At 48.5% G+C, this 14465-nt stretch carries 12 protein-coding genes and 1 pseudogene; 11 read left to right on the forward strand and 2 right to left on the reverse strand.

Going from position 1 to position 14465, the window contains the following annotated elements:
- The first annotated feature begins 27 nt into the window (after positions 1-27).
- The gene (locus FDY98_RS10475; RefSeq protein ID WP_442907914.1) at positions 28-2787 is read left to right on the forward strand and encodes an HAD-IC family P-type ATPase; all 2760 of its coding nucleotides are present in this window, start codon (positions 28-30) and stop codon (positions 2785-2787) included.
- Positions 2780-3430, forward strand: a complete 651-nt coding sequence (locus tag FDY98_RS10480) for a DUF2238 domain-containing protein (protein ID WP_027959252.1) — start codon at positions 2780-2782, stop codon at positions 3428-3430. The genes FDY98_RS10475 and FDY98_RS10480 overlap by 8 nt, the downstream gene beginning before the upstream one ends.
- Before the next feature lie 409 nt (positions 3431-3839).
- Here FDY98_RS10480 and FDY98_RS10485 read toward each other — a convergent pair whose 3' ends face one another.
- A complete protein-coding gene (locus tag FDY98_RS10485) occupies positions 3840-5567 on the reverse strand; it encodes a PHA/PHB synthase family protein (RefSeq protein ID WP_101148358.1) in 1728 nt (575 codons plus the stop codon).
- 451 nt (positions 5568-6018) lie between these two features.
- Between FDY98_RS10485 and FDY98_RS10490 the strand changes: the two genes are divergently transcribed.
- Entirely contained in the window at positions 6019-6522 is a 504-nt protein-coding gene (locus tag FDY98_RS10490; RefSeq protein WP_009286542.1) for an Hsp20/alpha crystallin family protein, read from the forward strand.
- Between the two features lie 58 nt (positions 6523-6580).
- The gene (locus tag FDY98_RS10495) at positions 6581-7231 is read left to right on the forward strand and encodes a BON domain-containing protein (protein ID WP_027959254.1); all 651 of its coding nucleotides are present in this window, start codon (positions 6581-6583) and stop codon (positions 7229-7231) included.
- A gap of 235 nt (positions 7232-7466) precedes the next feature.
- Here the strand turns inward: FDY98_RS10495 and FDY98_RS26140 are convergent.
- A pseudogene (locus FDY98_RS26140) lies at positions 7467-7783 on the reverse strand (transposase); the annotation flags it as partial.
- Positions 7784-8117: 334 nt separating this feature from the next.
- On the opposite strand from FDY98_RS26140, the gene FDY98_RS10500 reads away from it, so the two are divergent.
- The 7 genes from FDY98_RS10500 (at position 8118) to FDY98_RS10525 (ending at position 14464) form a co-directional block, all read left to right on the forward strand.
- Entirely contained in the window at positions 8118-8678 is a 561-nt protein-coding gene (locus tag FDY98_RS10500; protein ID WP_035537425.1) for a sugar transferase, read from the forward strand.
- Between the two features lie 170 nt (positions 8679-8848).
- Positions 8849-9262 (forward strand): hypothetical protein, encoded by a 414-nt coding sequence (locus tag FDY98_RS26145; protein WP_196518277.1) that lies wholly within the window; start codon positions 8849-8851, stop codon positions 9260-9262.
- Positions 9169-10023 carry an O-antigen ligase family protein gene (locus FDY98_RS10505; RefSeq protein ID WP_196517969.1) on the forward strand — a complete coding sequence of 285 codons (855 nt, stop codon included), beginning with the start codon at positions 9169-9171 and terminating at the stop codon, positions 10021-10023. Before FDY98_RS26145 ends, FDY98_RS10505 begins: the two co-directional genes overlap by 94 nt.
- A gap of 43 nt (positions 10024-10066) precedes the next feature.
- Positions 10067-10693 (forward strand): ElyC/SanA/YdcF family protein, encoded by a 627-nt coding sequence (locus FDY98_RS10510; RefSeq protein ID WP_230805089.1) that lies wholly within the window; start codon positions 10067-10069, stop codon positions 10691-10693.
- Positions 10694-10744: 51 nt separating this feature from the next.
- Positions 10745-11146 (forward strand): low molecular weight protein-tyrosine-phosphatase, encoded by a 402-nt coding sequence (locus FDY98_RS10515; RefSeq protein ID WP_340146475.1) that lies wholly within the window; start codon positions 10745-10747, stop codon positions 11144-11146.
- Between the two features lie 696 nt (positions 11147-11842).
- Positions 11843-12835: a phosphoribosyltransferase gene (locus FDY98_RS10520; protein ID WP_009286546.1), complete on the forward strand. Its 993-nt coding sequence runs from the start codon at positions 11843-11845 to the stop codon at positions 12833-12835.
- A 474-nt stretch (positions 12836-13309) separates the two neighbouring features.
- Positions 13310-14464, forward strand: a complete 1155-nt coding sequence (locus FDY98_RS10525; protein ID WP_009286547.1) for a polysaccharide export protein — start codon at positions 13310-13312, stop codon at positions 14462-14464.
- Position 14465: the final 1 nt, after the last annotated feature.

Consider the following 14465-nt stretch of genomic DNA (forward strand, 5'->3'; position numbering starts at 1 on the left):
TTTGAGTACGTCTGCCAGGGAGACAGGATGGAGACGCCGACTGTTAAACGAGATACTGTTTCTCCATTGGTTTCACCGCCCAGCGATGCCCATACCAAGCGAAGCGAGGATGTTCTTGCGGCGCTAGGAACCTCAACCGCCGGGCTTGCAGTGGGTGACGCGAAGCAGCGCCTCGTTATTTTTGGAAGTAATCGGTTGCCAAAGGTGGCCGGTCGACATCCATTGTTTCGTCTTCTTGCCCAGTTTCATAACGCATTGATCTATTTTCTGTTGACGGCAGCGCTTGCCGCTTCGCTGCTAGGGCATTTCGTTGACTCTGCGGTTATTGCTGCGGTGGTTTTGGTCAATGCCCTGGTTGGATTTATTCAGGAAGGTAAGGCCGAAAAGGCGCTGAGCGCGATCCACAATCTTATCGCTCCCCACGCCTATCTGGTAAGAGAGGGAAGGCGAGTCAAGGTACCCGTGGAAGAGATTGTACTTGGAGATATCGTGTCACTTGAGCCAGGGGATCGGGTACCTGCTGATCTGCGGCTTATTCGTACGAGTGCTTTGCGTATCGAAGAGGCCATTCTGACGGGCGAGTCGGTGGCGGCAGAAAAGCGGGAAACACCAGCGCCCAAGGACGCTGCATTAGGTGACCGGCACTCAATGGCCTATTCCGGGACGCTGGTGGCTACAGGGCAGGCGATGGGTGTCGTTGTGGCAACGGGCGGCGCTACGGAAATCGGGCGCATCAGTGCTTTGCTGCGTGAAGTACAACCATTGACCACACCGCTGCTGCGCCAGATTAACCATTTTGGGGTGTGGTTTACCTGGATCACACTGGCGGTGGCGGTCTTACTATTTGCCTTTGCGGTATTGGTACGTGGCTATGCTTGGCCGGACGCGCTGATAGCTGTCGTTGCCCTGGCAGTGGGGGCTATTCCTGAAGGCTTGCCAGCGGTCATCACCATTACATTGGCTATCGGCGTACAGCGCATGGCGCGTCGTCATGCAGCGATCCGGCAGCTACCGGCGGTGGAAACACTAGGCGCTACTTCGGTCATCTGTTCAGACAAGACCGGCACCCTGACGCGTAACGAGATGACGGTGCGACGGCTGGAAGTCCCTCATGGTCGGTACACGGTGACAGGCTCGGGTTATGTGCCGGAAGGGCGGCTGGAAGCTGCTTCTACAGATGACGCTGCTGCGGATAAACAGCGGCTAGAGAGTGGTTGTTTAGTGCTATCGGGAGTGCTGTGCAACGATGCCCAGTTGAACCAGGAAAATGGTGCCTGGCATGTGATGGGCGATCCGATGGAAGGTGCGCTGGTGGCGTTGGCCATTAAAGCTGGTTTGGAGCCGGAGCTAACCCGCCATGAATGGCCGCGAATTGATGAGATCCCCTTTGATGCTAATCATCGCTTTATGGCCACCCTTCATCGCCATTCATCAGGAGATGGTCGGATTTTTGTCAAGGGCGCCCCCGATGAACTAATGCAGCGATGTGTCGCCCAGATAGATGGTGAAGGGACGGCATTGCTAGACCAAGACGCCTGGGGCGCCAAGGTCGCGAACGCAGCCTCTCAGGGAGAAAGAGTGCTCGGCTTTGCCGTTAAAGCAGTAGCTCCAGGTGCTGATAAGCTAGCTTTTTCCGACCTGGATGGGCTCGTCTTCATTGGCCTGATAGGGTTTATCGACCCTCCGCGCGAGGAGGCGGTGGCCGCCATTAAAGAATGCCATTCCGCGGGTATTGCGGTGAAAATGATTACCGGTGATCACGCTGAGACAGCAGCGGCGATTGCGCGGCAGCTAGGATTTGGAGAAGATCCACACGTCTTGACTGGGCGTGAACTTGATGGCATTTCAGACGCTGACCTTCCTGCTATCGTGAACGAAACCAGTGTTTTTGCTCGCACCAACCCTGAACACAAACTGCGTATCGTTCGTGCCCTGCAGTCGACGGGGGCAATCGTGGCCATGACCGGCGATGGCGTCAATGATGCGCCGTCGTTGAAGCAGGCAAATGTCGGCGTTGGGATGGGGCATAAAGGCACTGATGCGGCGAAAGAGGCCTCTCAAATGGTCTTGCTGGATGATAACTTCGCCTCTATCGTCGCTGCGGTGAACGAAGGTCGAGTTGTCTATGACAATATCCGCAAAGTAACCGCGTGGACACTACCCACTAATGGCGGTGAGGTATTGGCGGTCATTGCCGCTATCCTGTTTAACTTCTCCATGCCGATGTCTGCGGTGCAAATTTTGTGGATTAATCTTGTTACGGCGGGCACCCTTGGCCTAGCTCTAGCGTTCGAACCGGCAGAACCCAATGTCATGCAGCGCCGTCCCAGGCCTGCTAATCAAGGGTTGCTGACACCTTTTCTGATCTGGCGGGTAGCGCTTGTTTCGTTCCTTTTTCTAGCAGCGGTGCTGGGCGTATTTTTTTACTCACTGGGGCGTGGGGATGAGCTGCCGATGGCTCGCACCTTGGTGGTCAATTTGATCGTCGTATTGGAAATTTTCTATCTATTTAATGTGCGCTATCTACACTACACCTCATTTAGTTGGCAGGGGTTACTGGGCACCCCCTGTGCTGTCTGCTGTCGCTGTGGTGATAGTTGCTCAGGCGATGTTTACCTACTGGCCTGCTATGCAAGCCCTTTTCGATACTCAGCCGTTAACATTTTTGGATGGCGTATTGGTCATCAGCATCGGCATGGTGATGATGACTATATTGGAACTCGAGAAAATTGTGATGCGCCGAACAGGCTGGCTAAATCAATAAACAGAGGTAGGGAGTGTGTCTAGGATTAAGCAAGTACGTGCTCGTCTGCTAACGCTTGATCCGTTTCCTGCATGGCTGTTTGTTGGATTTGTGCTGTTCTGGATATGGTTGGCCATAGCGCCTTATTACCGTTCAGATTGGCTACTTGAAAATATTCTGGTGTTTGCCGCGGTGCCCGTATTGGGTTGGTTGTGGTATCAGGGTGGTGTCTCACGTCTGGCATGGTTAAGCATTTTTCTATTTTTGATATTTCATGAAGTTGGTGCTCATTATACCTATTCTGAAGTGCCGTATGACCGTTGGTTGAGAACCCTGCTTGGGTTTTCTCTGGACCAACGGTTTAGCTTTGAGCGTAATCAGTACGACCGCTGGGTACATTTCCTTTATGGACTGCTACTTTTTCCACTGATGAAAGATCTTGTGAAAAGACGCCTACTACCGGTGATGCTGATTTTATCCCATTCGGCGTTTTATGAGATTGCTGAGTGGCTGGCGGTTGTACTCTTCCCAGCGGAATTGGGGGAATCATACCTAGGTGCCCAGGGAGATATTTGGGATGCACAGAAGGACATGGTGTTGGCACTTTTAGGAGCGTCCATAGCAAGCCTACTGAGTGTGACAGCACACTATTTCGTGACACCAATTAACTCAAATTCAAATAAATAAGCAGAGTGGTGAGTATGTAGAATTTTCTTCATAGATATCAATTGCATTACTGGAAGGAGAGGTAATGCGATGCGCACTCATGTTTTTATTTCAGCAATAGCAGCCAACTTTGTAGGGTTAAGAAGGTGGCAGTACTCATGCCCATGAGCTGATAATATGCCTTGCTGTTGAAAACCGCTGACGAGTCGGCTGAGCGTTTCAATATTGCGAATGTAAGCTATATTAAAATCTTGCAAGCAGTGGTGTGTATTTTACAGTGCCTCATTGGGATGTGGCGCAGTAAATATACAGGGATTTATAGGTAGTGAGAGATAGGGCGTGTAACGTTGAATATCGTTTAGCTCTGTGAGGCAGCCAGGATAAAAGAAACAAAGTGACTAGCACCTTAATAGAACTAGCCATACAGGCGTTACGCCTTTCTAACATAGCTACCAGGGGCGTCTTCGAGCGGTGGGTAAGTTTGTGAACCAACATCGGGCGCCTTAATAAGAGAGCCAGACCTGGTTGCCAGCCATGATTGCCATGCAGCCCACCATGAACCTGGCTTAATTGCTGTGCGTTTCAGCCAGGTGTCTGGATCAATATAAGAGTCACCTTCAAAGGCGGTGGCTACCCGATAATGCCGATGCGATTGTTCAGGGGGGCTAATAATACCCGCATTGTGACCTCCACTAGTGAGTAAAAAAGTAATCTCCGGCGCATCCGCAATTAGATGCAACCTGTAGGTTGATCGCCATGGTGCGACATGATCCCACTCAGTGCCAACACAGAAGATAGGTATCTGAATATCACTAAGTGCTATCGGACGGCCATCTACTCGAAGACGTCCTTCGGCTAAATCATTATTTAAAAACAGGTTACGCAAGTATTCAGAGTGCATGCGGTAAGGCATACGCGTTGCATCCGCGTTCCAGGCGAGAAGATCGTTAATGGGTTGCCTTGTGCCTAGCAAATACTCGTTCACGACCCGAGACCAGATTAAATCGTTGGAGCGCAGTATCTGGAATACCCCTGACATTTGCTTAGTATCGAGAATGCCCTGAGCCCACATTAAATCTTCAAGGAAGGCGAGCTGCTTTTCGTCAATAAATAGCATCAATTCGCCAGCTTCTCGAAAATCTGTTTGTGCGGCAAAGAGTGTCATTGAAGCTAAGCGATTGTCGCTATTTCTCGCCATCGCAGAGGCGGTAATGGCCAACAGTGTTCCTCCAAGGCAGTAGCCTACCGCATGTATCTTCTGGCTAGGAAATAGATGTTCGATAATATCGAGGCTAGCCATAATGCCTTGTTGCCGATAGTCATCCATCCCAATATCGCAATCCTCAGACGTTGGGTTGCGCCATGAGATCATAAAAACGGTGTGGCCATGGTCGACCAGATACCTGACAAGCGAGTTATGCGGTGACAGATCTAGGATGTAATACTTCATGATCCAGGCAGGCACAATGAGCATAGGAGCCGCGTGCACCTCTTCAGTAGTAGGCGTGTACTGGATCAATTCGACTAGATGGTTGCGATAGATAACCTTACCCGGCGTAATTGCTACATTTTTTCCAACGACGTACTTTTCAGTACCCGCTGACCTTTTGCCAAGATAGTGGTTTTGGATATCTTCACAGTAATGCTGCAGGCCTTGGATTAGATTACCTCCGGCGCTTTCAAAGGTCTTTTTGAGCACAGTGGGATTAGTCAGTAAAAAATTGGAGGGCGAGAACACATCAAGCCACTGGCGGGCACCGAATTCTACTGCCTGTTCGTGATGCGGAGATAAACCGCGTGGTCCGGTGGTAGCGTTATGCCACCACTGCTGTTGAAGAAGAAAGCCTTGATAAAGCAGGTTATAGGGAAAATAACGCCAAGCAGGATCACGAAAACGACGATCCTGTGGCAAAGGGGCAATACAAGGCTTGGCATCGGGATCTAGAGCCGAATGGCTGGCCCAAATCAGTAAGCGTAGATGTTTCTTCGTTGCTTTTTGTAGTAGATGAGCCTGAGTCCCTGGAGAAAGCTGGAGGCTGGATAGCCAGTCCAAGTAAGTCAGCATCGCCGATGCAGGAGAAATACCGAGCGTTAGCCTGGCCAATGATGCACGTACCAACCTATCGATATTTTGGTGTTGAGCTTCGTCGTAAATCATCAAAATCAATCCTCGTGAGGTAGATAGGCTGCTCAAGAGAGTGAGTACAAGATTTAGTGCTTCACTCTTATCTACCACTTGCTTAGCGTCTTGGCATCGTGTTTGATACTAGCTGTTCTTTTCTAGATTATAAGCTACTTGGGTTTCAATAGGGCTAGTTTAACGCCATATAAAACTCATCATGCTGTCCTGCTAAGTTTTTGATTTTTAATAAGTCTGTTGTACCCCCCTTTTAAGAATAGAATTTTGAATGGCTGGAAAGGAAGATAAATTGCTCTAGATCAATTTTTAATCATTTTAATACCTTTTTGTTACGTTGATTAGCTTTTAAAAAATCTTGTTTGCGCTATAAATATTCAAGTAACACCTGATGTTTTTTTGGTGCCTAAGATTAATACGTAATGGGTGAAGGTGCTATCCAAAGCAGATGAAAGCATAGAGGAGAAATATCATGGAGAAGACTGCTACAAAACCTGTTATTGCGGGTCAGGAGTCCAGCGCATTGCCAACCAATCGGTCGCTGAATCCGCTTGAGGAGTTCGACCGCTTAATGGAGGGGTTCTTTGAACGTAGTTGGTTAAAACCTTTCTTTAGAGATGACTTAGTCAAGGAAAGGCTCGGATTTTTTGCTCAAAGCAACCCTAAAGTCGACATTATTGACCGAGAAAAGGAACTCGTCGTTCGTGCTGAGATGCCAGGTGTTGATCGCAAGGAGATAGATATCGAGATCACCGACCATGCTGTGATGTTAAAAGGTCGGCGCTCTGGTGAAACCGAGGAAAAGAAAGATGAATATTACCATTCAGAAATATGGCAAGGCACTTTTTCTCGTACGATTGCATTGCCTGTAGATGTAGAAACACAGCATGCGGAGGCCAAATTTAAGGATGGTATCTTGACAATCACCATGCCCAAATCCAAGCAGGCATTACGGCGAAAGCTTGAGGTTAAGTAAGTCAAAAATAGTCTGGTTGACGGAAAGTTATAACTGCATAACACAAGGAGTATTCATAATGTCGAAATCAGATAGTCAACTTCAGCAAGATGTACTTGCGGAACTTGGTGATGAACCCTCTGTCCGAGCGTCGGATATTGGTGTAGAGGTAAAAGATGGCATTGTAACATTAGCCGGTCATGTGGATAGTTATGGTGAAAAATGGCATGCGGAAAAGGCAGCTCAGCGGGTGGCTGGGGTAAAGGGCGTCGCTGTGGAAATTGACGTACAACTGCCAGGGGAAAATCAGCGCACTGATGCCGATATAGCGCGTGCGGTAAAAAATACGCTTGAGTGGAATGTTTTTATTCCAAATGACCCATTAAAGGTAATGGTTGAGGATGGATGGGTCACCTTGTCAGGGGAAGTGCCCTGGGAATATCAGCGCCTCCTAGCTGCTAGCTCAATTCGATATTTAGCAGGTGTGACTGGTGTTAGTAACCAGATCGTTCTTAAACCTAAGCCAACGACTACGGCGGTTAAGGCTAATATTGAGAACGCACTTAAGCGAAGGGCGCTTCAGGATGCGAATGCCATAAAAGTAGAAGTTCATAATCATGAAGTAACGCTTAGTGGAAAGGTACATAACCTTGCGGAAAAAGACTTAATTCACCATGCTGTATGGAATTCACCAGGCGTCTGGAAAGTAACGGATCATATAAGAACTTAAGCATTAAATGTTATAGAGTTTTCAGGGTTGTCTAATCGCAGGCAGGGGTTCGATGACCCTTTGTTTTTTGGCTTGTTGGATCCTGTAACCAAAGGGAATCCTGCTATGTACCTAGTCCGCCCGTCCTGAGGTGCTACCAATGGGAGGCCGCCGAACATCTTTACGATGCATCTAATTTGTGGGCGATGCAAAACTATATTGATGGCCGCCGAGCCTGTGATCCATAGTGATGTCTCCTTACGGCTTTCTGCGACATCTCACGGCGACGAGACGGCTTCACCACTTTTTATGATGGCTTTCCTTGAAGATGTCCGCTTTCAATCGTTCCTTGGAGTACATCTTCTTGAGCCGCTGGCTTTCATCCTCTAGCACCTTCAGCCGTGCCACCATGGATGCACCCATACCACCGAATTTAGCTATCTACTTGTAGAAGGTCGCACTGCTCATGCCGAGCTCACGGCATAGTTTCGGAACCGGGGCACCGCCTTCCTTTTACTTAAGGATCGAAAGTATTTGGCTGTCTGAAAAACGTGATTTTTTCGTGCAGGTTATCCCTGCGTTTAGCTTACGGAAAATTCTACTTCTGAGTTCCCTGGTTTTTCGGAGGGGATTACCAAATAATATATATTAATGGGAATTGTTTTAGCCTTTTTTGCTTAATTTCTAATTGGTGAGACTAGTAAAATAGAATGAGAAAATATGCCTAAATTGTTAGGTTAACAGTTATAGCTATATAAACAGCTTGTTTATATACTTCTCTTCGAGATCGTTACTCTTTGGTTGCCTTTGTTTGGGTGATAAAGCGTATTCTTGTTGAAGTGGAAGTTGCCAAGATCTAATTTTTATATGGTAATAATAGTGACTTAACCATGCGGGTATTGACATCATGACTAAAATATTACGATTTTTTGATATCCTGTTTGCTGCCACGGGCCTACTCATTGGTCTGCCATTATTGCTTATATTAGCCTTAATCGGTTACTGGGACACGGGGTCTCCTCTATTTTTGCAAAAGCGTGTGGGATACCGTGGCCAGCCGTTTGTATTGATTAAATTTCGTACTATGAAGCCTGATACCGCTTGGGTTGCTTCGCATCTTGCGGATTCTTCTTCAATTACCAAATTCGGTCATTTCTTACGGCGTACCAAATTGGATGAGTTACCGCAGCTATGGAATGTATTGAAAGGGGATATGAGCCTTGTGGGGCCTCGTCCTTGCTTATACACGCAAGATGAGTTGATCAAAGAGCGTACCGAGCGTGGTGTATACAATGCTCGCCCAGGAATTACCGGGCTGGCGCAACTTAACGATATTGATATGTCTACGCCTCAATTACTGGCAGAAACGGATCAAAAAATGTTGGCGACAATGGCGATGCCGACGTATTTTCGCTACCTGTTCCTCACTGTGATGGGTAGAGGAAGCGGAGACCGGGTGAGACAATAAAGCATGCGCACTCCTGTGGCCTACAAGGTAAATACTGCATGCAGGCTTTAGCAATCACCGTGTTACCGCTATTGGCCCCCTTGGGCTATTGGCTAGGATTGGCGATCACTATTATATGGTCGTTTCTTGCTAGGCATGAGCGACAAAGGCGTAGCTTTTTTAGAAAACCAATGGGGCGTGGTGATGGCCTTCTTTTGGCGTTGCTACTAGGAGTCGGTATTGTCGAAGTAGTGGCTGGCGCTTGGCATTCTAGCTTGGAGCGGGCCTTGCCATTAGCTGGTGCAGCTTGGCTCGCGGCATTGGCGTTTATGTTAGTGCGCGCCGTTCCACCACGTCCTTCAGCATGGTGGGTGGGTTTAGCGCTAAGTGGATTGGGTGCAGGGGGTTGGGCGGCGTGGCAAAAATGGATAGTCGGTTTAACCCGTGCTACAGGCCACCCACCGTTACATTCAATCTTTTTCGGCAATCTTGCGCTATTGATGGCGCTGTTATGTTTGGCCGGATTGGGGTGGGCCTGGCAACAGCGATCAACACGTTTTTTTTGGGTAGCGCTTTTGCTGAGCGGCGCAATGGGGGCGGACTAGCCTCGGCTCTTTCTGGCACCCGGGGCGGGTGGTTGGCACTGCCGCTAGTGATATGGGTATTTTATTACGGTTATGCGCGTCGCTGGCGAGCGCTGTGGCGATGGTTGGCACTGACTGCTGCAATAGCTGTGATGATAGGGGTGTATACGACGCCCCATAGCGGCGTAGAAAAAAGGGTGGATAAGGCGGTGGCCGAGGTGCATCGCTACATGGAAGGCGCTGACTATGGCTCCGTAGGGGCTCGCTTGGAAATGTATCGCGGCGCATTCTGGCTGATTTATGAACGTCCCCTCGTGGGCTACGGGCATCAGGGCTATCTACCCGCCATGCAAAGACTAGAGACTCAAGGCGTGCTAAGCCCCGAGTTAGGCAATTACTGGCATGCGCATAACGACCTTCTGGATGCCTGGGTACGAAAAGGGCTGCCAGGTCTTGTTATAGTCGTGAGCCTCTATCTCATTCCCCTGTGGCTTTTTTTCCCAGGTTTACGCGCTGAAAGCGCCACTCAGCGCTCCTATGCCGTGGCTGGTATATTGCTGCCAATCACTTTTATGGGCTTTGGCTTAAGCTATTCTTTTTTTGCTTATCCAGCAGGGGTAGCGGTGTATGCTAGCTGGCTGATTTTCCTTTGGGTTCTCGTTTCCGAGCAAGTTCTGCAAGATGGTTGCCATGTATACACTAATGAAAAGCCTGACGGCGATATTGCTGATGCCAATGTCTCTGATGGCCCTCACTTTTACTATCGGATGGTTGATTCGTAAGCTTGGGTGGTACCGCCTGGGTCACAGCATAATGACGTTAGCAATGCTCTTGCTATTGCTGGCGGCCTGGGCACCAGTGGCAGATAATTTGCTAGGGCCGTTGGAGTCTCAATATGTCGCTTGGGAGAAATGGCCTGAAGAGCAGAACATCGAAGCAGTGGTAGTCCTCGGGGGTGGTTGGCAGCCGGATCGCCCTTGGTCGATAACCGGCAGGCTCAGCGAAAGTTCGGGTTTGCGTCTGATGGAAGGCCTGCGGCTATGGCATGAGCGTCCAGACTTGCTACTGGTAGTGTCAGGGGGAGGGCAAGATCCAAAAATGACCATGGCTCATGGTTACGCCGAAGCTGCCGAAGCATTGGGGGTTCCGCCAGAGAGTATCGTGACGCTGGTGTCGCCCAACGATACTGCTGAAGAGGCCAAGTCAGTTCGGGCGCTGCTCGGTGAAGGTGCGCAAGTATTGATTGTGACATCAGCGTCGCATATGCCGCGCGCTATGCGTCATTTCGAGGCGGCAGGCCTAGCTCCAGTTGCTGCACCTACCCATTATTTGGCCGATCGAACGGAGGGATTAGCGCTAGCTTATTGGCTGCCCTCTGCCCGTGAGCTACGCAAGACTGAGAGGGCAATCTACGAAACCCTTGGGTTGCTTGCTATTCAGTGGGAGCATTGAAGGTGTCATTTGAAAACGTCTACCTCTGCTCACCCAGGAGATAAGTAAGACATGTTCGAGCGTATTTTAGTGGTGTGTACAGGTAATATTTGTCGTAGTCCTGTCGCTGAGGCATTTCTTAAACAGCGGCTACCCGAGCGTCATATCAGTTCTGCAGGCTTGGGCGCCTTGGAAGGCGAGCCTGTATCCCCGTTTGCACGTCAATTGGCCGAGGCCGATGGTTTGGATGTGACCAGCCACCAGGCACGGCAATTAACGGTGATAATGATACAGGAAGCCGATCTCATTCTGGTGATGTCTGAGGGCCAGCGCCGTGCCGTAGGACAACACGTACCCCAAGCCTTAGGTAAGACGCTATTGCTAGGTCGTTGGCTAGATAGTGGCAAAGGGCGAAATATCCCGATCCTTACCGAAAATCCAGGGAAGTTTTCGAGCATATCCATATGTTGCTAAAGGACGCTGCCTTTACGTGGGCAGAGAGGCTCTAGAGGCATCGCCATCGCTTCTTTTTCTTTTTTACTGCTTGATCTGTCTGCGGTATGGCCAATGTGCATGTCAGTATTAGATCCATTTTTCGTTTTAAAATTTTTAGTTGACTAATCATTAAGTAATGATTTTTTTGCTGTTTTTTTTGCTATTTTTTAATTATGTATTTCTTGTTTTTAAGATGTTGATCTTTGTATTTATGATGGGATTTATGTATTGTTTTTCTCATTTATTTTGAAGGAGTAAAATTGTTAAAAATGCCTTATTTAAATGCCAATAAAGTAGAAGATTGAGGTTTCTGTCTTTAGACTATGAAGATGAATAAATTTAACAGAAACAAATGCTTGTATTTTTTTATTGTAGTTTTAATAATTTTTTCTGGAGATATCATATAACCTATCATTTAAGTGACACGATTTTGTCATTCGATAAAGTTACCGTTCCACTATAAGTCGTAACTAAGCGATTTTGTTCATTGCAGAAACTATCGGAAAAGCCTTTTTAACTCTCTGGCGTGATGCTCCATCTTGGGTAGAGGCGTGACGTACCGAGAGTATGTCTTTGTGTTTAGGGCCATCACCGCTGGGTTTTACAAGAAAGGCGATTCTACCTAACCATCCATTAATTTGGCGGTCAAGCCTGATAAATAAGGAGGGATAGACAATGAATTACAAATCCTATGGTGATTTAAGTGAGGACATCGCTGCGTCCTTGTTCAAAGTTCACGGGAAGGATTACGACCTGGTGGTCGGTATTCCCCGTAGCGGCATCATCCCTGCCAGCATGGTTGCGTTGGGTTTGCATCTCGATATGATGGGGCTCCCAGACTTTATTGACAACCAACCGCTGAAAACTCGCTTGCGTAGAAAGGAAGAAAAGCCGCCGGGAGCCGCCTGGGACGCGAAAAAAGTTCTTTTCGTCGATGATAGCGTCATTACAGGGAAGACTGTGCAGGAAGCACGGAGTGCTATCCCCGAAAACTGTCCTTGTATAATAGATACCTTGGCGATCTATGCTGATCCCGACGGTAAGCAACATGTTGATTTTCATTTTTACACGCTAGAATCGCCTTGTGCTTTCCAGTGGAACCTTTTCACTCCTGCCATACTTTCCCAGTCATGTGTCGATATCGATGGTGTACTGTGCGTCGATCCTACCGACCTTCAGAACGATGATGGAGAGCAGTACATTGCGTTTTTGAATAACGCGGAGCTTCTTTTCCTACCTGCTGGTCGAATCGGCTGCTTGGTAACCAACCGTCTTGAGAAGTACCGTAGCCAGACAGAGCAGTGGCTGAAGCAACAGGGAATTGACTATGAGCGCTTGGTCATGCTGGATCTGCCTTCGAAAGAGGAGCGCCAACGCCAGGGGATTCACTCTACGCACAAGGGCCTGTTCTATAAGAACTCGGATTACACTTTCTTCATTGAGAGTGCTACCAGGCAGGCTGCAAGTATTGCAAAAATATCGGGGAAAGCCGTTTATTGCTGTGAAGATAATAGAGTCTATACAGCGTCTGATAAAATCTCCGCCAAAAAGGGATCGCATAGCTATACGAAACGCCTTCTCAGCGCCAGCAAAAGAAAGATTTTATCTAGCTTTCCAAGCCCCCTCAAGACGGCACTGAGGGAGCGGTGGAAACCCAAAAAGGCGTGAGCGGATTCAAAGACCAACTTATGGCCGCCCCTCCAAGGGTGGCTTTTTTCTATGTGACCACTGTCACTAAGAAACCCCTCAATTAAGGCGATATTACAATTGTTCCGCGATTGTAACTTGAAATTTCTTCTTTTGTAACTTTTTACAACTTATTAATTTTAAATATAAATTTTTTATTATCATTAAATGTTTAATACCGCTAGGCATGATCTCCTCTCCTCTCACCCATGACGCCAAACCTCATTTCTAAACGCCTAAATAGCGTTAGCTATCTCATCCTCAGCAATGAAGTAAATCAAAGTATGTTTTTTGTTTTTTTATGTAACATTATATTTGTCTGCCGTAATGGCATTCATGTCTTATGGCGGCTCGAAGGTTGCACTGCCAAGGCGAGTTTCCAAATAGGCTCTGGGAAATGCCATTTAAAATCCCCGGGCGGTAGCGTGGTAAGACACAAAGCAAAGGGAACAAAAAATGAATAATTTCAAAGAAATAGAAGGTGTAGAAACCAGAAAAAACCCATTGCGGCTGGTTCGCTATCTAATGTTCATCATGCTGCTGGGGATATTAAGTGGCTGTGCCATGGCCCCAGGCGGGCATATTGATGAAAGCGAGCTCGACCAATCGCTTGATGGCCGAGTGGACGTACAACCCATTACACCAGAGTTTGTAGATAGGTTGTATGTCCCAGAAGAGCCTACCACGCAAGCCACGTCTCAAGCATTGAATCAAGAAGTGCAAGACTACGAATATCGGGTAGGGCCTGGGGACATTTTAAGCGTGATCGTCTATGACCATCCAGAATTAACGATTCCTGCCGGCGCCGAGCGCTCCGCTGCGGAAACCGGGAACCGTATACGGCCCAATGGCACGATGTTCTATCCCTACGTAGGGCGTGTGAGAGTCGAGGGCATGACGCTTGACGAGGTGCGCGAGTTAATCGCACGGCGATTGTCCGCAGTAATCAATGAGCCGCAGGTAGAGGTAGGCATTGCGGCGTTTAACTCCCAAAAAGTGTACATCAGTGGTGCAGTGGAAAACCCCGGCACTCTGCCTCTGAGTATTGTGCCGATGACGGTACTTGATGCCATTAGTGAAGTAGGCGGGGCACGTGATAATGCGGATTGGCGTAATGTCACCCTAAGCCGCAATGGTGGTGAAGAGGTGATATCGCTTTACGCCATGATGCGTCAAGGGGATATGACACAAAACCGGTTACTGCGTGATGGCGATCTACTTCACGTGCCCACCATGGAAAATCAAAACGTGGTCGTTCTGGGACAGGTTAGCCGTCCAGGTGCCATTGCCCTGGGCAATGAACGCATCACGTTGACGGATGCATTGGGAAGGGCAGGTGGTGTGAATGAAAATCGCGCCCAGCCGTCGGGTATTTTCGTAGTAAGGGGAAACCCGCCGGGTAGCGAGAAAATTGCCACCGTCTATCAGTTGGATATTCAGGATGCCACTCGCTTATTGCTAGGAACACGCTTTCCTCTTGAGCCGCAGGATGTGGTGTACGTGACGTCAGCACCGCTGGCTCGCTGGAACTCTGTGATCTCCCTGCTGTTGCCATCAGTTAGTTTGCCAGGCGACTTTGCAACGTCTGCTATTGATGCCGGTGAGCTTTAAT

The sequence above is a fragment of the Halomonas sp. PA16-9 genome (genome assembly GCF_009728585.1).
GTDB classification, from domain to species: Bacteria; Pseudomonadota; Gammaproteobacteria; order Pseudomonadales; family Halomonadaceae; genus Vreelandella; species Vreelandella titanicae.

Bases quoted from the DNA above. Each gene is read 5' to 3' on its own strand.
- FDY98_RS10475 (WP_442907914.1), top strand. From the start codon at position 28: ATGGAGACGCCGACTGTTAAACGAGATACTGTTTCTCCATTGGTTTCA.
- FDY98_RS10485 (WP_101148358.1), bottom strand. From the start codon at position 5,567: ATGATTTACGACGAAGCTCAACACCAAAATATCGATAGGTTGGTACGT.
- FDY98_RS10490 (WP_009286542.1), top strand. From the start codon at position 6,019: ATGGAGAAGACTGCTACAAAACCTGTTATTGCGGGTCAGGAGTCCAGC.
- FDY98_RS10495 (WP_027959254.1), top strand. From the start codon at position 6,581: ATGTCGAAATCAGATAGTCAACTTCAGCAAGATGTACTTGCGGAACTT.
- FDY98_RS10500 (WP_035537425.1), top strand. From the start codon at position 8,118: ATGACTAAAATATTACGATTTTTTGATATCCTGTTTGCTGCCACGGGC.
- FDY98_RS26145 (WP_196518277.1), top strand. From the start codon at position 8,849: ATGGGGCGTGGTGATGGCCTTCTTTTGGCGTTGCTACTAGGAGTCGGT.
- FDY98_RS10505 (WP_196517969.1), top strand. From the start codon at position 9,169: ATGTTTGGCCGGATTGGGGTGGGCCTGGCAACAGCGATCAACACGTTT.
- FDY98_RS10510 (WP_230805089.1), top strand. From the start codon at position 10,067: ATGCTCTTGCTATTGCTGGCGGCCTGGGCACCAGTGGCAGATAATTTG.
- FDY98_RS10515 (WP_340146475.1), top strand. From the start codon at position 10,745: ATGTTCGAGCGTATTTTAGTGGTGTGTACAGGTAATATTTGTCGTAGT.
- FDY98_RS10520 (WP_009286546.1), top strand. From the start codon at position 11,843: ATGAATTACAAATCCTATGGTGATTTAAGTGAGGACATCGCTGCGTCC.
- FDY98_RS10525 (WP_009286547.1), top strand. From the start codon at position 13,310: ATGAATAATTTCAAAGAAATAGAAGGTGTAGAAACCAGAAAAAACCCA.